The 18,578-nt window shown below is 67.5% G+C and carries 18 protein-coding genes and 1 pseudogene; 8 read left to right on the top strand and 11 right to left on the bottom strand.

All coding sequences use genetic code 11. The features are described 5' to 3' along the window. The 4 genes and pseudogenes from LF41_RS06525 to serA all read right to left on the bottom strand — a co-directional run. Nucleotides 1-277, bottom strand: a pseudogene (locus tag LF41_RS06525) (SPOR domain-containing protein); the annotation flags it as partial. A gap of 46 nt (nucleotides 278-323) precedes the next feature. Further along, entirely contained in the window at nucleotides 324-1,616 is a 1,293-nt protein-coding gene (gene folC / locus LF41_RS06530) for a bifunctional tetrahydrofolate synthase/dihydrofolate synthase (protein WP_036167652.1), read from the bottom strand. Then, entirely contained in the window at nucleotides 1,616-2,260 is a 645-nt protein-coding gene (locus LF41_RS06535; RefSeq protein ID WP_036167654.1) for a histidine phosphatase family protein, read from the bottom strand. Before LF41_RS06535 ends, folC begins: the two co-directional genes overlap by 1 nt. A 4-nt stretch (nucleotides 2,261-2,264) precedes the next feature. Then, entirely contained in the window at nucleotides 2,265-3,827 is a 1,563-nt protein-coding gene (serA, locus tag LF41_RS06540; protein WP_036167656.1) for a phosphoglycerate dehydrogenase, read from the bottom strand. A 190-nt stretch (nucleotides 3,828-4,017) separates the two neighbouring features. Here serA and LF41_RS06545 point away from each other — a divergent pair, with 190 nt between their 5' ends. After that, nucleotides 4,018-4,425: a DUF3224 domain-containing protein gene (locus tag LF41_RS06545; protein WP_036167658.1), complete on the top strand. Its 408-nt coding sequence runs from the start codon at nucleotides 4,018-4,020 to the stop codon at nucleotides 4,423-4,425. On the opposite strand, the gene LF41_RS16720 is transcribed toward LF41_RS06545, so the two are convergent. From LF41_RS16720 to LF41_RS06555, 3 genes are all read right to left on the bottom strand, one after another. After that, nucleotides 4,422-4,610, bottom strand: a complete 189-nt coding sequence (locus LF41_RS16720; RefSeq protein WP_152599918.1) for a hypothetical protein — start codon at nucleotides 4,608-4,610, stop codon at nucleotides 4,422-4,424. The genes LF41_RS06545 and LF41_RS16720 overlap by 4 nt on opposite strands. Nucleotides 4,611-4,617: 7 nt before the next feature. Beyond that, nucleotides 4,618-5,037, bottom strand: a complete 420-nt coding sequence (locus LF41_RS06550) for a hypothetical protein (RefSeq protein WP_036167660.1) — start codon at nucleotides 5,035-5,037, stop codon at nucleotides 4,618-4,620. 153 nt (nucleotides 5,038-5,190) lie between these two features. Continuing rightward, nucleotides 5,191-7,332 carry a S46 family peptidase gene (locus LF41_RS06555; protein WP_036167662.1) on the bottom strand — a complete coding sequence of 714 codons (2,142 nt, stop codon included), beginning with the start codon at nucleotides 7,330-7,332 and terminating at the stop codon, nucleotides 5,191-5,193. Nucleotides 7,333-7,440: 108 nt separating this feature from the next. Between LF41_RS06555 and tdh the strand changes: the two genes are divergently transcribed. After that, nucleotides 7,441-8,463, top strand: coding sequence for an L-threonine 3-dehydrogenase (tdh, locus tag LF41_RS06560; RefSeq protein ID WP_036167915.1), 1,023 nt, complete (start codon nucleotides 7,441-7,443; stop codon nucleotides 8,461-8,463). Nucleotides 8,464-8,467: 4 nt separating this feature from the next. Then, complete coding sequence (gene kbl / locus LF41_RS06565) at nucleotides 8,468-9,670, top strand: glycine C-acetyltransferase (RefSeq protein ID WP_036167664.1); 1,203 nt, start codon at nucleotides 8,468-8,470, stop codon at nucleotides 9,668-9,670. Here kbl and LF41_RS06570 read toward each other — a convergent pair. The 4 genes from LF41_RS06570 to LF41_RS06585 form a co-directional block, all read right to left on the bottom strand. Continuing rightward, nucleotides 9,660-10,502: a pseudouridine synthase gene (locus tag LF41_RS06570; protein WP_425599469.1), complete on the bottom strand. Its 843-nt coding sequence runs from the start codon at nucleotides 10,500-10,502 to the stop codon at nucleotides 9,660-9,662. The genes kbl and LF41_RS06570 overlap by 11 nt on opposite strands. Beyond that, nucleotides 10,397-10,972, bottom strand: a complete 576-nt coding sequence (locus LF41_RS06575) for a hypothetical protein (protein ID WP_237577665.1) — start codon at nucleotides 10,970-10,972, stop codon at nucleotides 10,397-10,399. Before LF41_RS06575 ends, LF41_RS06570 begins: the two co-directional genes overlap by 106 nt. A gap of 170 nt (nucleotides 10,973-11,142) precedes the next feature. Beyond that, nucleotides 11,143-12,252 carry an OmpA family protein gene (locus tag LF41_RS06580; RefSeq protein ID WP_036167666.1) on the bottom strand — a complete coding sequence of 370 codons (1,110 nt, stop codon included), beginning with the start codon at nucleotides 12,250-12,252 and terminating at the stop codon, nucleotides 11,143-11,145. A 161-nt stretch (nucleotides 12,253-12,413) separates the two neighbouring features. Next, nucleotides 12,414-13,868, bottom strand: coding sequence for a bifunctional 2-methylcitrate dehydratase/aconitate hydratase (locus LF41_RS06585; protein ID WP_036167668.1), 1,455 nt, complete (start codon nucleotides 13,866-13,868; stop codon nucleotides 12,414-12,416). A gap of 149 nt (nucleotides 13,869-14,017) precedes the next feature. Between LF41_RS06585 and LF41_RS06590 the strand changes: the two genes are divergently transcribed. From LF41_RS06590 to LF41_RS06610, 5 genes are all read left to right on the top strand, one after another. Then, a complete protein-coding gene (locus LF41_RS06590) occupies nucleotides 14,018-14,800 on the top strand; it encodes a DODA-type extradiol aromatic ring-opening family dioxygenase (RefSeq protein ID WP_036167670.1) in 783 nt (260 codons plus the stop codon). Nucleotides 14,801-14,859: 59 nt separating this feature from the next. Then, nucleotides 14,860-16,872 (top strand): NADPH-dependent 2,4-dienoyl-CoA reductase, encoded by a 2,013-nt coding sequence (locus LF41_RS06595; protein WP_036167672.1) that lies wholly within the window; start codon nucleotides 14,860-14,862, stop codon nucleotides 16,870-16,872. Nucleotides 16,873-16,920: 48 nt separating this feature from the next. Beyond that, complete coding sequence (locus LF41_RS06600) at nucleotides 16,921-17,277, top strand: DUF1428 domain-containing protein (protein WP_036167674.1); 357 nt, start codon at nucleotides 16,921-16,923, stop codon at nucleotides 17,275-17,277. A gap of 209 nt (nucleotides 17,278-17,486) precedes the next feature. Continuing rightward, on the top strand, nucleotides 17,487-17,945 hold the full coding sequence (locus tag LF41_RS06605; protein WP_036167676.1) for a cell wall hydrolase: 459 nt from the start codon (nucleotides 17,487-17,489) through the stop codon (nucleotides 17,943-17,945). Nucleotides 17,946-17,949: 4 nt separating this feature from the next. Beyond that, a complete protein-coding gene (locus LF41_RS06610) occupies nucleotides 17,950-18,564 on the top strand; it encodes a glutathione S-transferase family protein (RefSeq protein ID WP_036167679.1) in 615 nt (204 codons plus the stop codon). The last annotated feature ends 14 nt before the right edge of the window (nucleotides 18,565-18,578 follow it).

Raw genomic sequence — 18,578 nt, forward strand, 5'->3', positions numbered from 1 at the left:
CCGCGGCGGGTGCCGGCGCGGTGGCCGCCGGTGCGATCGCGGGCTGCGGCTGCGTGCTTTCCATCCCCAGCGCGCCGTCCGCCGGTGCGCCTTCGGGCGCCACGAGCGGGAGATCGCGGGTTTCGAACGCGCCCTGCGGCGCGGCGGGGGCGTCCAGCGGCACGTTGGCCACGCCGCTCTCGGGCGCCGGGCCCTGGATCAGCATGGGAAGGAAGATCACGGCCAGCGCGACGAGGACGGCGGCGCCGACGAGGCGCTGTTTCAGTGCGGGTTCCATCGAAGGGGCTTGGACCACTGCGACCGGGCGATGTTGCCGGCGACGATTATAGCCTTCGCCCCTCGCCGCCTTCTGAACCCAAAGCACGCATTGCATCGGCCACGGTGTGGAACGAGCCGAAGACGAGGACCCGATCGCCGGGGTTCGCGCTCGCAAGCGCCGCCTTCAATGCCTGCGGCACGTTGGCGTGCCGCGTCCCTTCGGCGGCCACGGTGCCCGCCAGGCGTGCGGCGAAGGCATCGACATCGGTGCCGCGCGGGCCGGCGTCACCGATGCCGGCGAGCCACCAGCCATCGACGTTCGGGGCCAGCGCTTCGACGACACCCGCGACATCCTTGTCCGCCAGCGCCGCGTAGACCGCCAGCGTGCGGCCGTCGGCCGGCGTGGCGGTGAGCCACTGCGCCAGCGCGCGCGCCGCCTGCGGGTTGTGGCCGACGTCGAGGACGATGTCGATTCCGCCTTTCCCGATCCGTTGCAGCCGCCCCGCGAGGTGCGCGTGCGCCACGCCTTCGGCGATCGCCTCGCGCGTCATCGGGATGTCGAGTGCACGCAACGCCGCGATGGCGGTCGCCGCGTTGCGCATCTGCACGGGCGCGGCGAGCGCAGGCATCGGCAGCTCGAGCGCGAAGTTCACCTCGCGCCAGCGCCACGTGCCGTCGTCGCCGGGTTCGAAGAAGAAGTCGCAGTTCGCGCGGATGGCGGATGCGCCGATGCGGTACGCATGCCCGAGCACGCTCGACGGCGGATCGTCTTCGCCCAGCACCAGCGGCTTCCAACCGCGCGCGATGCCGGCCTTCTCCCGGCCGATGACTTCGCGGTCATCGCCGAGCCAGTCCTGGTGGTCGAGGTCGACCGTCGTGATCACCGCGACATCCGCATCGACGATGTTGACCGCGTCGAGGCGGCCGCCCAGGCCGACTTCGAGAATTGCCAGGTCCAGTCGCTCGCGTTCGAAGATCCACAAGGCAGCGAGCGTGCCGTACTCGAAATACGTCAGCGGCGTCTCGCCGCGCGCGGCCTCGACGGCGTCGAACGCCTCGATCAGTTGCGTGTCGCCCGCCTGCACGCCATCGACGCGCACGCGTTCGTTGTAACGCAGCAGATGCGGCGAGGTGTAGGCGCCGACGCGCAACCCCGAGGCGCGCGCGATCGCTTCGATGAACGCGACCGTCGAGCCTTTGCCATTCGTGCCGCCGACGACAACCGTGCGTTCGGCCGGCGCGCCCAGCGACATACGCTCGGCGACGGCGCGCACGCGGTCCAGGCCGAGGTCGATCGATTTCGGGTGCTGGCGTTCGATGTACGCCAGCCAGTCTTCGAGGTTGCGATTCGCGGACATCACAACGCCCGATGCACGGCTTCGCCGAACAACGCGGTGTGGTGCGTGGCGTCGTTCATGCGCACGACGTCGAGGGTTTCGACGTCGTCGCCTTCGAGCAGGTTCAGCGTGGTCGGCGCCTGGCGGAACGTCCACAGGCGCGAGAGCGGCAGGCCCATCACCTTGCACAGCAACACGCGGTTCACCGCGTCGTGCGCGACGACCAGCAGCGTTTCGTCCTTGCCCAGGCCTTCGGTGGCGCGTTGCAGCGCGGGCCATGCGCGGTCGATGACGTGTTGCAGCGATTCGCCTTCGGGCATCAGCACTTCGTGCGGTGCATGCCGCCACGCGTGCAGGCGGTCCGGATCGCGTTCGCGGATTTCCGCCGCGAGCAGGCCTTCCCACGTGCCGTGCGCGATTTCCATCAGGCCGGCGTCGGTGGTGAGCTTCGCGAGGCGATCTTCGCCCAGCGCGAGTTCGGCCGTGCGCAGCGCGCGCTTCAGCGGCGATGCGACGGCGCGGTCGATGTGCACGTGGCGCAGGCGGTCGCCGAGCGAGCGCGCTTGCGCTTCACCGACGCCGGACAAGGGAATGTCTTCCTGGCCCTGGTAACGGCCTTCGGCATTCCATGCGGTTTCGCCATGGCGGGCGAGCAGGATTTTCATGGCGTCAGACCTGTTGCAGCGACAGCACGCCGGGCGTGGCGCGCAGGGTGGACAGTTGCGCGTCGTCGAGCGGTTGGTCGACGGTGATGGCGGCGCGCGCCTGCCCGTCGCCGGCCGCGCCGAGCGCGAAGTTCACGATGTTGATGCCCGCCGAACCCAGTTGCGAACCGACGATGCCGATCATGCCGGGGCGATCCTCGTTGCGCAGCAGCAGCACGTGCGCTTGCGGATCGAATTCGATTTCGACACCGTCCATGCGCACGACGCGCGGGCCGCGATGCAACGTCGCTTCGATCTCGCGCACGCGATCGGCGCCTTCGACGCGGATGCGGAGCAAACGATCGAACCCGTCGCCATCGCCGCCGATGGTTTCGGCGACGACCAGGCCGCGCGCGTGCGCTTCCTGCAATGCGTTCACGGGCGTGACGCGACCGGAATGCTGCCCGAGCAATGCGGCGACGAGCAGGCGCGTGAGCGGGCGCGTGTCGAGCGCGTCGGTGCGGCCGGCGTAGGTGACGGTGAGTTTGGTCGGCGCGCGCACCAGACGCGCGGCGAGCCGGCCGAGCGACGACATCAAGGGCATCCACGGCCCGACTTCGCGCGCGGCTTCCGCGGTGAGCGGCGGCAGGTTGACGCAGCCGGCGACGGCGCCGGTGGCGACGAAGTCGATGACCTGGCGCGCGAGGATCGTGCTGACGGCTTGTTGGGCTTCGCTCGTCGACGCGCCCAGGTGCGGCGTGAGGATGAGCTTGGGATGCGGGCGCAGCGGCGAATCGCTGGGAAGCGGCTCGGTCGCGAACGTGTCGAGCGCGGCGCCGGCGAGGTGGCCTTCGTCGAGCAAGCGCAGCAACGCGACCTCGTCGACCAATCCACCACGCGCGGCATTGATGAGGTACGCGCCGGGTTTCATCGCGCGCAGGCGCGCTTCGGACAACAGGTGCGTGGTTTCCTTCGTGCGCGGGATATGCAGCGTCACGATGTCGGCCCACGCGAGCAGGTCGTCGAGCGACTTCAACGGCACGCTGCCCTTCCCCGCCGCGGACGCGGGCAGGAACGGGTCGTAGGCCGCGACTTCCATGCCGATGCCCTGTGCCTTGCGCGCGACGGTGCCGCCGATGCGACCCAGGCCGATGACGCCGAGCTTCTTGCCTTCGAGTTCGAAACCGGTGAGGCCCGCCTTCGGCCATTGGCCCGCCTTCATGCCGGCGTCGGCGCGCGGAATGTGGCGTGCGAGGGCGAACAACAGCGACAGCGCGTGTTCGGCGGCGGCGAGGGTGTTGCCGTCGGGGGCGTTCATCACCGCGATGCCCTTGGCGGTGGCCGCTTCGACGTCGATGGTGTCGACGCCCGCGCCCGCGCGACCGATCACGCGCAGGCGGCGCGCATGTTCGAGCGCGGCGGCGGGCACCGGGGTCGCGGAACGGACGAGCAAAGCATCGACGTCGGCCAGTGCCGCGGCGAGATCGTCGGGATTCTTGATGGGGTCGGCGACCGCCACGTCCCAGCCGGCGAGCCGGAACAGCGCCAATCCGTCTTCATGGATGCCATCGCAGGCCAGCACTTTCATTCGCACGCTCCGTCAGGGAAGGGAGCGCGGACAGCCTTGCGAGCCGGCGGAAACGTGCGCGGAATGGCGGAAGGCCACGGGCGCGGGTGAATCGGTACCACCACCACATGTCGAGAAACGGGGCCGGCTGGCATGGGAATCCGCGACGCCCGCAGCCTACCATGCGTTTCCCTCCACGGAGCAACCCCCGATGACGCAGGTCAAAGGCACGTTCGAGGTCAAGCGCAGCATGGAGCCGGCCCTCGACATGGGCGGCGGCGTGGAGGCCGGGCATTTCCGGTTCGACAAGACGTTCGACGGCCCGCTGGAAGCGACGAGCGTCGTGCACATGATGGCGGCGATGACCGCGACGCCGGGCTCGGGGTGTTACGTCGCGATCGAACGCGTGGCCGCGACGCTCGAAGGTCGCAGCGGCACGTTCTTCTTCCGGCACCTGGGCGTGATGGACCGCGGTGCGCCGTCGCTGGACCTTGGGGTCGTGCCCGATTCCGGAACGGATGGATTGGTGGGGCTGAGCGGCCGCATGGCGATCGACATCGTCGACGGGCAGCACTTCTATACATTCGACTACACGTTGCCCGACGCCACGGCCGCCTAGTCCGGGTGGATTTCCACCGACACCCGCAATGCCGCTGCGCCGAGCGCCGTCAGCACCATCGGTCCGATCTCGAACGCCGTGGGCCTGCGCTCGTCGATGAACGCGTCGACGTGCAGGTCCGCAGCTCGAACGCGCAGAAGCTGATGATGTAGCTGCGTTCGAGGCGGGCGATTCGGTCCGTGCACGGATGCATCACTGACGTTCCTCGAGGGAGACGTCCAGGGACAAGCGCAACCCCAGGGTCACGAGCCGGGACATCAACGCCGGCTCGAGCGCGAATGCCGTGTTCGAGGCGTCGTCGATGAAGACGCGCACGAAGAGCTCGGCGACGCCGCCCTCCTCGCGAATCCGGGCGAAGGCGCGCTCGTGGTGCGACAACATGACCGCCGCGCTCGCGACCCCGAAGGTGAACGCCCCACGCTGCACGGGGAGCACGTTGAAGTCGCAGCAGGATTCCCGATTGACGTCGAGCGCCCGACCACCAGGCGCGATCCGGATTTCGCCGACGCTGCGCGAACGCCTGGCGACCTGCCCGATCGCTTCCTCCATCCACTTCGCCGATTTCGTGGGATGGGTGGTCCGCAACGAGATGGTGTAGCGCTTGTCGGACATCGCGACTCCAGGCCAATGAGGACTGGAGCCAGTAAGCGACCGCGCGTCCGCGAAGGTCTAGCGGCCCAACACCGATTCCCGGCGCGAATCTTCGTCGAGACCGACGCGCGATGGCGCGCCGTGCTCGCGAAATGTCGAAACCTCCCGGATCGCTTACTCCGCCGGCAGGTGCATTTCCTGCAACAAGCCCGGTGCGGGATAGACCTTGGCGAGCAACCAGCGCAGATAACGCATGTCCACGTGGATCGCGCGCTTGTAGCGCGGATCGTAGTACCAGCTCGCGCTCACCGCTTCCCAATTGCTGTCGAAGTTCAGGCCGATGAGCTTGCCGTCCGCGTCCAGCACCGGAGAGCCGGAATTGCCGCCCGTGGTATCCAGGTTGGTCATCAGGTCGACCGTCTGCGTCTTCAGCACGGGGTCGGCGGTGGTGCCGAAATCGCCCTTGGCGATCGCATCGAGCAACGCCTTCGGTGCATCGAAGGGCTTCTCGCCCGTGTGCTTTTCGACGATGCCCTGCACGGTCGTGAGCGGGCGATAGTCGATGCCGTCTCGCGGCGACATCGGCGTGATCTTGCCGTAGCTCACGCGCAGCGTGGAGTTCGCATCCGGATACACCGCGCGGCCCTGCGACTTGCTGTAGGCGTTCAGCGCACGCATGTACGACGGACGCAGGCGCAGCAATTCGCCTTCGCGCTGCTTGCTCTCTTCTTCCAGGCGCATGTACGCGGGGAGCAGCGTCTTCGCGGCGACGAGCATCGCGTCGGTGTTGGCTGCGATGTTCGCGTCCTGCAGCGTGGCGAGGCGGACGGTTTCGTCGCCGAGCTTGGTGTTCGCGTAGAGCGCGTCGAGCTTGCCCTTCGCATCGGCGTCGGTCGTGCCGAACACCTGGTCGAGTTCGGGCAGGTGCTGCGCAGCCGGCAGCGCGCGATATTGCGCAAGCAGGTGCGCGAGGATCGCCTTTTCGACCTTCGCGTCGTAGCGGCGCTGCACTTGCTTGAACGAACCGGCGATCAGCGCTTCGTCGCGTTCCTGGTAACCGGATTCGCGTTCGGCATCTGGCTTGGCGCGTTCGACCGCGCGGCGTTGCACGGTGAGCGCGGCGCGCAGCAGTTGCGTCGAGCCGCGGATCGAGGACACGAGCTGGTCGCGTTCGCGCGTGGCCATCGCACCGGCCAGCAGTGCCTGTGCGGCGTCGATGTCCTTGCGCGTGGCGGCGGCGTCGGATTGCTTGCCGAGCCAGGCGAGCAGCGCGGTTTCCTCGGTGTTGCGGATGCGCACGGCATCGCTGCGGCGCAGGCCGTCGAGTTCGCCCTGCGCGCGCTTGAGGTTGTTCTTCATCGACTGCTGCTGCGAGGCGTACGCGACCTGCGCGTTCTTGTCGCCCTTGGCGGCCGCGTCGATCGTGTCGATCAGCCCGTCGAACAGCGCCACGCGCGAAGGCAGCTGCCATTCGATCTGGTTCTTGAACTCCGACGCCATCCGGTGGCGATACGTCGTGCCCGGGTAGCCGGCGAGCATCGCGAAGTCGCCCTGCTGCACGTTGCGCGTGGACACCTGCAAGTGTGCCGGCGGCGTGTACGGCACGTTGTCGGCGGCGTAGTCGGCGGGCTTGCCGTCCTTGCCGACGTAGGCGCGCAACAGCGTGAAGTCGCCGGAATGGCGCGGCCACATGAAGTTGTCGATTTCGTCGCCGTAGTTGCCGATGGCTTCCGGCGGCGCGAACACCAGGCGGATGTCGCGCAGTTCGAGCTGCTTGATGAGGTAGAAGTCGCTGCCGTAATCCATGTTGGCGACGCTGCAGCGGAAGCCTGCTTCGCGTTCGCAATCGGCGACGGCGGCCTTGGTGGCGGCATCGACGGCGTCGTAATACGCACGGCCCTGCTTGCCGCGGGCCTGCGCGAGGATGCGGTCGGTGATGCGGTCGAAGCCGGTGGTCACCAGCACGCGGAAGTCGGGATTGGCCGGGAGTTCGCTCGCGCGGTCCTTGGCGACGAAGCCGTCGTGGATGAGGTCGCGCTCGGGTTTGGAGTTGTACTGGATGACGCCGAATGCGACGTGGTGGTTGGTCAGCACCAGGCCGTCCTGCGAGACGAACGCGCCGGTCGCGCCGCCCACCTTCACCACCGCGTTCATCGGTGCGCGGGTGAGGTCGGCCAGTTCCGCGGGGTCGCCCTTGTAGCCGGCGGCCTTCAGCTGCGCGGCGATGTCCGGCAATTGCGAGGGCATCCACATGCCTTCGTCGGCCTGGGCGGTGGCTGCGCAGAGCAGCAAGGGTGCGAGCAAGCGACGACGCATCGGCGTGGCGATCCTGGTTGGGGTGAACGGCCCGCGAGTATAAGCGGCCGCCCGGCGGCCTATAATTCCCGCCTTCTTCCGTACGGTTCCGGGCTCGACATGACGATGATGAAGGCGCTGGTGAAGCGCGAGGCAGGCAAGGGGATCTGGATGGAACAGGTGCCGGTGCCGACCCCGGGTCCGAACGAGGTGCTGATCCGCCTGGAGAAGACGGCGATCTGCGGCACCGACCTGCACATCTACCTGTGGGACGAGTGGAGCCAGCGCACGATCAAGCCGGGCCTGGTCATCGGCCACGAGTTCGTCGGCCGCGTCGTGGACCTCGGCCCGGGCGTCACGGGTTACAAGGTCGGCCAGCGCGTGTCGGCCGAAGGCCACATCGTGTGCGGCCATTGCCGCAACTGCCGCGCGGGCAAGCAGCACCTGTGCCCCAACACCGTGGGCATCGGCGTCAACCGCGATGGCGCGTTCGCCGAATTCATCGTGATGCCCGCCAGCAACCTGTGGCCGATCCCCGACCAGATCCCGAGCGAGCTCGCCGCGTTCTTCGATCCCTACGGCAACGCCGCGCATTGCGCGCTGGAATTCGACGTCGTCGGCGAGGACGTGCTGATCACCGGCGCGGGCCCGATCGGCATCATCGCCGCGGGCATCTGCAAGCACATCGGCGCGCGCAACGTGGTGGTCACCGACGTCAACGACTATCGCCTGAAGCTCGCCGCCGACATGGGCGCCACCCGCGTGGTCAACGTGTCGAACACCTCGCTCAAGGACGTGATGAAGGACCTGCACATGGAGGGCTTCGACGTGGGCCTGGAAATGAGCGGCAACCCGCGCGCGTTCAACGACATGCTCGATTGCATGTACAACGGCGGCAAGATCGCGATGCTCGGCATCATGCCCAAGGGCGCCGGCGCCGACTGGGACAAGATCATCTTCAAGGGCCTCACCCTGCACGGCATCTACGGCCGTCGCATGTACGAGACCTGGTACAAGATGACGCAGCTCGTGCTCGGCGGCTTCCCGCTCGGCAAGGTGCTCACGCACCAGTTGCCGATCGACTCGTTCCAGGAAGGCTTCGAACTGATGGAATCGGGCAAGGCCGGCAAGGTCGTGCTGTCGTGGAACTGATGCGATGAACGACACCAGCCTCACGTCGCGCTACAGCGACACCCTCGACGAAATCCGCGACGCCGGCCTGTTCAAGTCCGAGCGCATCATCACCAGCCCGCAGTCGGCGGAGATCACGCTGGCCGACGGGCGCACGGTGCTGAACTTCTGCGCCAACAATTACCTCGGGCTCGCCGACCATCCCGACGTGATCGCGGCGGCGAAGGACGCGCTCGACACGCACGGATTCGGCATGGCGTCGGTGCGCTTCATCTGCGGCACGCAGGACCTGCACAAGCAGCTCGAAAAGACGATCGCCGATTTCTTCGGCACGCAGGACACGATCCTCTACGCCGCGTGCTTCGACGCCAATGGCGGCTTGTTCGAACCGCTGCTGGACGAAAACGACGCGATCATTTCCGATGCGCTCAACCACGCGTCGATCATCGACGGCGTGCGCCTGTGCAAGGCCAAGCGTTACCGCTACGCCAACTGCGACATGGCCGACCTGGAAAAGCAGCTCCAGCAGGCGAAGGCCGACGGCGCGCGCACGATCATGATCACCTCCGACGGCGTGTTCTCGATGGACGGCTTCATCGCGCCGCTCGATGAGATCACCGCGCTCGCGGAAAAGTACGGCGCGCTGGTGCATATCGACGAATGCCACGCGACCGGTTTCCTCGGCAAGACGGGCCGCGGCTCGGCGGAGGTCAAGGGCGTGATGGACAGGATCGACATCTTCACCGGAACGCTCGGCAAGGCGATGGGCGGCGCGCTCGGCGGGTTCACCACGGCGAAGCGCGAAGTCATCGAATTGCTGCGCCAGCGTTCGCGCCCGTATCTGTTCTCGAACTCGCTGCCGCCGCACGTGGTGGCCGCGGGAATCAAGGCATTCGAGATGCTCTCGTCGGCCGGCGATTTGCGCGAAACGTTGGCCGCGAACACGCAGTACTTCCGCGAGCGCATGGTCGAAGCGGGTTTCGACATCCGCCCCGGCGTGCATCCGATCAGCCCGGTGATGTTGTACGACGCCCCGCTCGCGCAGAAGTTCGCGCAGCGCTTGCTCGAGGAAGGCATCTACGCCATCGGGTTCTTCTATCCCGTCGTGCCGCAGGGCAAGGCGCGCATCCGCACGCAGATCAGTGCGGCGCACACGCGCGAACACCTGGATCGCGCGATCGATGCGTTCGTGCGCATCGGGAAGGAACTCGGCGTGATCAAGGGCTGAGCGCGGCGATTTCGTCGGCGCGCAGTTCGCGCCAGGCGCCTTTGCCCAGGTCCCCCAGCGCGATCGCGCCGATCGCGACGCGCACCAGGCGCAGCACATCGATGTGCTGCGCCGCGAGCATCCGGCGGATCTGCCGGTTCTTTCCCTCATCCAGCACGATGTCGAGCCACGCGGTGCGCTCGCCGCTGCGCAGCAGCGCGGCCGATTTCGCACGCAGCATTTCGCCTTCGTGCTCGATGCCCGCGTTGAGCGCGGCGATCAACGCATCGTCCGGTACCGCATCGATCTGCACGTGATACCGCTTGTCCGGCCCGGTCGCCGGATCGGTGATGCGCGCAGCCCACGCGGGATCGTTGGTGAACAACAACAGGCCTTCGCTCGCCTTGTCCAGGCGCCCGACGGGCGCAAGCCATGGCAGGCCCGCACCATCGAAACATCGATAGACGGTGTCGCGGCCTTTCTCGTCGCTCGCGGTGGTCAACAGGCCGCGCGGCTTGTTGAGCACGATGACGCGACGCTCGGGGGCTGCATCGATCGAACGCCCGTCCACCGCGATGCGGTGGCGGCCGGCGATGGTGGGGAATTCGGGATCCCGCACGATGCGGCCGTCGACGCTGACGCGTCCGTCGCGAATCCACTGCGCCGCCTGCGTGCGCGAACACACGCCGCGCTTGGAAAGCGCGCGTGCGAGGCCGTGCCGGGGTGTCGCGGGGTGGGCCAGCGGCGTCAGGGCTTGGCGGGCGTCGCAGGCGGCGCCTGCGTGCCGGGCGGCGTGCCTTCGGGCGCCGGGGCCGGCGTGGTCGTCACGGGGGCGGGCGCGGCAGTCGACGATGCCGGCGCAGGCGCGGCGGCAGGTGCGCCGCCCTTCGCGACGCGGACTCCGCGTGCCTTCATCCACTGGTCGAACTCTTCGGCCGTCATGCGCTTGCCGTTCTGGTTCATGTCGAACCGCCACGGCGTGTTGTCGAACTGGGTCTGCGGCTTGTAGGTCGACGGATCGATGACGCCGTTGGCCGGCGACGCGGCGGGCGCGGCGTTGGCGATGCTGCGGCAGCCTTCGAGCTTCAGCCGGAACAGGACGTTGTCGAGCGTCTGCGATTCGTCGTACGCCTGCGCGAGCACGCCGGTGGGCGCGCCGAGCTGGTGGCTGGGGACGGTGAGCTCGGGCGAGAGCGCCGGCAACACGGTGGGCTGGATGGGCAGCGCGCGCGGCGCGGTGGCCAGGCTGCAATTGGCGGGCGTCTGCGCGTGGGCCATGCCCGCCATCGCCAACAGTCCGAGTGCAATGAGTGCGTGTCGCATGGCCATTCTCCCGAAGTCCACCGGAGTGTAGGCACCGCCCCCGGATCGAACAATGGGATCACGCCACATCGCGTGTGATCGCCGTAGGAAAAACGTTGCGGAAATGTTCCGGGCCCAAAAAAGAAGCCCGGCTTTCGCCGGGCTTCTCGTAACGCGTGGAACGTCGAAACTTAGTTCTGGACGTTCAGCTCGGTGCGGCGGTTGCGCGCACGGCCTTCCGGATTGTCCGAACCATCGTCGTTCGTGTTCGGCGCGATCGGGCGGCTCTCGCCGTAACCGTTCGGACCGATCAGGCGCGACGCATCGACGCCGTTGCTGGTCAGGTAGTCGTACACCGCCTTGGCGCGACGCTCCGACAGCGACTGGTTGTAGGCGTCGGTACCGACCGAGTCGGTGTGGCCGGCGACTTCAACCTTCAGCTCCGGATAGCGCTTCAGGATTTCGACGGCTTCGCCGAGGATCGCGACCGCATCCGGACGCAGCGTCGACTTGTCGAAGTCGAAGTTGACGCCCTTCAGGTCGATCGTGACCGGCACCGGGCAGCCGTCCGGACCGATGGTCTGGCCAGCCTGCGAACCGGGGCACTTGTCGTCGCAGTTGTTCACGCCGTCGCCGTCATCGTCCGCATCGGCGCACGACGGAGCCGCCGGGGCCGGGGCAACGGGGGCTGCCGGTTCCGGACCGAGGGCCACGGTCAGGCCGACCGAGGCGAGGATGTCGGTGAAGTAGTCTTCCTGCTGCTGCGCCGGACGGGCCTGGACGTCGTCGAAGTCGACGCGCGTACCGAGTTCCGTGCGGAGGTCGACGCGGCCGAAGTCGAACTGCAGGCCGGCGCCGAGGTTCAGCGCGGCGTTGTTGTCCGAATGCTCAGCCGGGAAACCGCCGTCCGGGGTGCCGAACGCGGGGTCGCGGATGAACTCTTCTTCATGACGCTGCCAGCCGAGGCCCATACGGATGTACGGCCACCACTTGGAGTCGACGGTGCGGAAGTGGTAACGGGCATCGGCCGAAGCGCCGTACTGGCTCCACCAGAGGTTCGGATTCGACTGCTTGTCCGGGTTCTGGTAGTTCAGTTCGAAGTCGACCGACCAATTCGGGTTGAGGAACTTGCCGAAACCGAGGGTGCCGAAGATGGAGTCTTCGGTGTCACGGTCCGTGTCCTGGAAGTTCACGCCGGTGGAACCCGCGACGTACCAACGGTCGTCGAAGGTCTGCGCGGCGGCCGCCTGCGCGACGCCCAGGCCACAAAGCAGCGCGGCGCAGAGGAGTTTCTTGTTCATGTTCAGCTCCTTGATCAGGGTAAAGAAACCAACGCTTTTTCAATTTCTGACGGCCGCGATCCGCACGGCATCCAGGCCAACCTAATTCGGACCCGGTGAAGGCCCTGTTAACGCTAGCATAACAGTTGGAGGGTGCCAACCCTCGAATCGTGGGGGCGATCTTACACCCGGTAAAGGTTCATGAAGTCCGAAATGGACATCGCCTCGAGCTCCGCCGGCTTGCCCGCCAGGGCCATCAGGCGGTCGGCCGAGGCCGCGGGGAGGTGGGCGCGGATCGCGGCCTGGAACTTTGCCATCAACACGGGGATGCCTTCGGCGCGACGCTTCCGGTGTCCGATGGGGAAATCGATCGACACCTTCTCCGTGCTCGTGCCATCCGTGAAGAACACCTGCACCGAGTTGCCGATGTAGCGCTTGGCCGCGTCGAAGTAGTCCTTGGTGAACTGCGGGTTCTCCTTAACGACCATCTTGGCGCGCAGCGCGTCGATGCGCGGGTCGGCGGCGACGTCGTCGTTGTAGTCGTCGGCGGTCAGGCGGCCGAAGATCAGCGGGACGGCCACCATGTACTGGAGGCAGTGGTCGCGGTCGGCGTAGTTCGCCAGCGGGCCGGTCTTGTCGATGATGCGCACGCCGGCTTCCTGCGTCTCGATCTCGATGCGATCGATTTCGGCGATGCGCGCCTTCACCTGCGGGTGCAGCTGCATGGCGCATTCCACCGCCGTCTGGGCGTGGAATTCGGCCGGGAAGGAGATCTTGAACAGCACGTTTTCCATCACGTAGCTGCCGAAGGGGCGCTCGAACTTGAATTCGTTGCCCTTGAAGGCGACGTCGTAGAAGCCCCAGGTCTTCGCGCTCAGGGCGCTCGGATAGCCGACGACCTTCTTCTCCACGGCGTTCAGCGCGTGCGTGACGGCGCGGCGGCAGGCATCCCCGGCGGCCCAGCTCTTGCGCGGGCCGGTGTTGGGCGCGTGGCGGTAGGTACGCAGCACGCCGTTGTCGATCCACGAGTGCGACACGGCCGTGATGATTTCGTCCTTCGTGCCGCCGAGCATCGCCGTGGACACGGCGGTCGAGGCCAGGCGCACCAGGATCACGTGGTCCAGGCCGACGCGGTTGAACGAGTTCTGGAGTGCGTAGACACCCTGGATCTCATGGGCCTTGATCGCCCAGCCGAGCACGTCGCGCACGGTGATCGTCTTGCCCGAGTCGTCGCGCAGGGCCTTGCGGTTCAGCCAGTCGGCCACCGCGAGGATCGCGCCGAGGTTGTCCGACGGATGGCCCCATTCGGCGGCCAGCCAGGTGTCGTTGAAGTCCAGCCAGCGCACGAGCGTGCCGATGTTGAAGGCGGCCTGGACCGGATCAAGCTCGAAGCCGGTGCCCGGCACCACGGCGCCGCCCGGGAGCGTCGCACCCGGCACGATCGGCCCGAGGTGCTTCACGCAGCCCTCGAACTTCATCGCCAGCATCGCGCAGGCCAGCGAATCGAGCAGCATGTAGCGCGCGGTGTCGTACGCCTCCTGCGAGTCGACCTTGTAGTCGACGACGTAGTCGGCGATGTCGACCATCGGCTGGTCGGGATTCGGGCGGACGGCGGAACGGACGTCGAAGTGGCTCATGCGTATTCGGTCGGCGGAGGGAAGCCGCGCATTTTGCCAGAGAGAGACCCCTTTCACGGCCCGACCATCGGCCGACGTTGCACACATGCAACGCACCGCTGCACCTGCCCGGCTTGGTACGGCCCGGTTGCGCGCGCATCTTCCGGGGCATGGACACCTTCCCCACCCTGTTCCTTTCGCATGGCTCGCCGATGCTCGCCCGACAGGACTCGGCCGCCGGCCGCTTCCTCGACGGGCTCGCCGCGCACCTGCCGACGCCCCGCGCGATCGTCGTGGCCTCCGCGCATTTCTCCGCGGCACCCACGCACGTCGGCGCGGCGGCCCTGCCGCGCACGATCCACGACTTCGGCGGCTTCCCGCCGGCGCTTTACGAATTGCAGTACCCCGCCCCCGGCCTGCCCGCGCTCGCGCACGAGATCGCGAAGTCGATCGACACCGCCGGCATTCCCGTCCGCATCGCGGCCGACCATGGCCTCGACCACGGCGTGTGGGTGCCCTTGCTACGCATGTATCCGAATGCCGACATCCCGGTGGTTCCGGTGTCGGTGGATCCGCGCGGCGATGCGCGGGCGCATGTCGCGCTGGGCCGGGCGTTGTCGTCGTTGCGGAACGACGGCGTCCTCGTGATCGGTTCGGGCGGCTTCGTGCACAACCTCGGCGACCTGGACTGGCGCAACCCGGAGGCGCCGCTTGCCCCGTGGGCATCGGAATTCGCCGACTGGATGCGCGAGCGCCTGCAGGCCAACGACATCGATGCCCTCGCCGACTGGCAATCGCGCGCACCGCACGCCAAGCGCGCACACCCGACCGTCGAACACCTCATGCCGTTGTTCGTCGCGCTCGGCGCCGCGGGCGACGCGCCGGCGATGCGCCACCTGCACCAGTCGCACGAACTCGGGACGCTGGCCCTGGACGCCTTCGCCTTCGGATGACTTGAGCCGCGCCGTGAATGCGGGCATGGTGCGCCATCCCGTACGCCGGCGTATGCGCAATGCCCTACCCGCACCTGTTCCGCCCGCTCGATCTCGGGTTCGCGACGCTGCGCAACCGAATCCTGATGGGATCGATGCACACCGGCCTCGAAGACCGTGCGCGCGATTTCCCGAAGCTGGCGGCCTACTTCGCCGAACGCGCGGCCGGCGGCGCGGGCCTGATCGTCACCGGCGGATTCGCGCCGAACCTCGTGGGTTGGCTCAAGCCCTTCGCAGGCAAGTTGTCGTGGCGGCACGAAGTGCGCCCACATCGCGAGGTGACGCAGGCCGTGCACGCGCACGGTGCGCACATCTGCCTGCAACTGCTGCACGCGGGACGTTATGCCTATCACCCGCTGTCGGTCGCGCCGTCGAAATTGAAGGCGCCGATCAACCCGTTCACGCCGCGCGCGTTGTCGGCGCGCGGGGTCGAACGGCAAATCGCCGCGTATGCGCGCGCGGCGGTGTTCGCACGCGAGGCCGGTTACGACGGCGTGGAAGTGATGGGTTCGGAAGGCTATCTCATCAACCAGTTCACCGTCGCGCGCACCAACAAGCGCACCGACGGTTGGGGCGGAGACACCGCGCAACGCATGCGCTTCGCAGTCGAAATCGTGCGCCGCGTGCGCGAAGCGTGCGGCCCGGATTTCATCATCGTCTATCGCCTGTCGATGCTCGACCTCGTCGACGGCGGCGGCGATTGGCAGGACATCGTGCAGCAGGCGCAGGCGATCGAAGCCGCCGGCGCGACGCTCATCAACACCGGCATCGGCTGGCACGAAGCACGCATTCCCACCATCGCAACGTCCGTGCCGCGTGCCGCCTTCGCCGGCGTCACCGCAAAGCTGCGTCCGCACGTGCGCCTGCCGTTGATCGCCACCAATCGCATCAACATGCCCGACGTCGCCGAAGCGGTGCTCGCGACCGGTAGCGCCGACATGGTGTCGATGGCGCGCCCGCTGCTCGCCGACCCGCAATGGCCGAACAAGGCGCGCGCCGGCCGCGCGCATGCGATCAACACCTGCATCGCGTGCAACCAGGCGTGCCTGGACCACGTGTTCGAGAACAAGCGCGCGAGTTGCCTGGTCAATCCGCGTGCGTGCGCCGAAACCGAGATGGTCGCGACGCGCACGGCGACGCCACGCCGCATCGCCGTCGTCGGCGCCGGCCCCGCGGGCCTGGCGTGCGCGACCGAAGCGGCCGCGCGCGGGCATCGCGTCGAATTGTTCGATGCGAACGACGCCATCGGCGGACAGTTCAACCTCGCGCGGCGAATTCCCGGCAAGGAAGAATTCGACGAGACGCTGCGCTACTTCCGGCATCGGATCGAAGAGACCGGCGTCACGCTGCATCTGCGCACGCATGTCGATGCGGCGGCATTGCAGGATCACGATGCGGTCGTCGTCGCGACGGGCGTGACGCCACGCGCGGTGTCGTTTCCCGGTGCGGATCACGCGAAGGTCGTCGGCTATGCGGACGTGATCGAAGGACGCGTCACTTGCGGCCCACGCGTGGCGGTCATCGGCGCGGGCGGCATCGGGTTCGACGTCGCGGAATTCCTCGTGCACGCGGGGCCCTCGCCTTCGCTCGACCCGCACCGCTGGATGCGCGAATGGGGGGTCGATTCGACATTCGAAACACGCGGCGGCCTCGCGAAAGCCCATCCGGAACCGGCCGCGCGCGAAGTGTGGCTGCTGCAACGCACGGCGGGCCGCCCCGGCGCACGCCTTGCGAAGACGACGGGCTGGATCCACCGCGCCGCATTGAAGGCGAAGGGCGTGCACATGCTCGGGGGCGTCGAGTATCTCGGCGTCGACGATGCGGGCCTGCGCATCCGCATCGATGGCGAGGAACGCGCGCTGCCCGTCGACCACGTGGTGGTTTGCGCGGGACAGGAACCCCGACGCACGTTGTTCGATGCGCTCTCCGCGAATGGCCGCGACGTCCACGTCATCGGCGGCGCCGATGTCGCCGCGGAACTCGACGCCAAGCGCGCCATCGCGCAGGGCACCGCGCTCGCAGCGAAGCTTTAACGCACTGCGGCGTACGCTCGGCGGCTCCCACGCCGCGGAGTGCCGCCCATGTATGTCGATGGTTACGTCCTGGCCGTTCCACAAGCCAACCTCGCCGCCTACCGCAAGATGGCCCGCAAGGCGGGCAAGATCTGGAAGGAGCACGGCGCGCTCGAATACATGGAAACGGTCGAGGACGACGTGCAGCCGGGCAAGCTCACGAGCTTCCCGCAGGCGGTGAAACGCAAGGCCGGCGAACTCGTCGTGTTCTCCTGGATCATTTACGAGTCGAAGGCGCAGCGCAGCCGCATCAACAAACTGGTGATGAAGGATCCGCGCCTGGCCGAGATGGCGGACCCGAAGAACCTGCCGTTCGACGCCAAGCGCATGTTCTGGGGTGGATTCAAGCCCATCGTGACGCTCTGAAGCGCCCGTATTCACATTTCGTTCCGATCACGATCGTTAACGTGCGCACACTTTCACGCCCCGCCGCTCGATGCGGGGCACCCACGCGGCCTGCAATGCAAAGGCCGCGTTCGGGCAAAGGCAGCCGTTAGAGCCGCCGCCCTCCCCAGTACGCCATGGCGCCAGGTCCCTCCGGATCGGCGTCGCAACGGAGCAAGGAGTCCGACGCAATGAAGCTGGCCTGGATCCTCTGGCTGTCGCAGGTATTGCCGCAGCCGGCCGCAGATTCGCTCTGCCTGAGCACCACCGTGTATCTCGAAGCGCGCGATCAATCCGCGCGCGGGCAACAAGCCGTCGCCGAAGTTGCACTGCGCCGCCGCGACAGCGGCCTGTGGGGCGACAACCTGTGTTCGGTGGTCACCGCGAAAAAACAGTTCGCGCCGACCATCGTGCCCGCCAACACGCGCCTGCGCGGTGGCGAGGCGTGGTCGAACGCGGTGAGCGTCGCGCTGGAATCGCAACGCAACTGGGCGCTGCCGATGGGCCAACGCAAGGAAATCGTGCCGGGCGCGAGCCACTTCGCCGCGCATGCGATCGCAAGCCCCTCGTGGCGCAACGCCTACCAGGTGGCGAAGATCGGCGACCACACCTTCTATCGCGTGCAGACGCTCAAGCCGCGCAACGGGTGATGCGATGAAGCTCTATTACACGCCCGGGACGTGCGCGCTGTCGGACCACATCGCGCTGGAATGGATCGGCCAGCCGTTCGAGGCGCAATTGGTGACGCGCGAGGAGCGCAGGCAACCCGAATACCTCGCGATCAACCCCGCCGGCGCCGTACCCGCGTTGAAACTCGACGACGGCACGGTGCTGCTGCAGAACGTCGCGATCCTCAACTACCTCGCCGACTCGTTCCCGGAAGCGAAGTTGGGCGGCGATGGTTCGCCCCGGTCGCGCGCGCTGGTGAACCAGTGGCTGTCGATGGTCAACGCCGACGTGCATCCGCCCTTCAAGGCATTCTTCGGCGGCGCGGAGTACCTCGAAGATCCGAAGCTGATCGAAAAGGCACAGGACCAGGCGCGCAAGACCTTGCGCCCGTTGTACGAGCGCATCGATGCGCAGCTCGCGGGCCAGGATTGGGTGGCCGGCGAGCGGTCGATCGTCGACCCGTATCTGTTCGTCGTCGTGCGCTGGGCGAAGGCGATGAACGTCGACCTGTCGGGCCTCGACAACCTGCATGCGTTCCATGACCGGATGCGGAACGATCCGGGGGTCAAACGCGCCTTGCAGACACAAGGGCTCTCGTAACGAAAAAGGCCGCG

This window comes from Lysobacter dokdonensis DS-58 (assembly GCF_000770795.1).
GTDB lineage: Bacteria > Pseudomonadota > Gammaproteobacteria > Xanthomonadales > Xanthomonadaceae > Noviluteimonas > Noviluteimonas dokdonensis.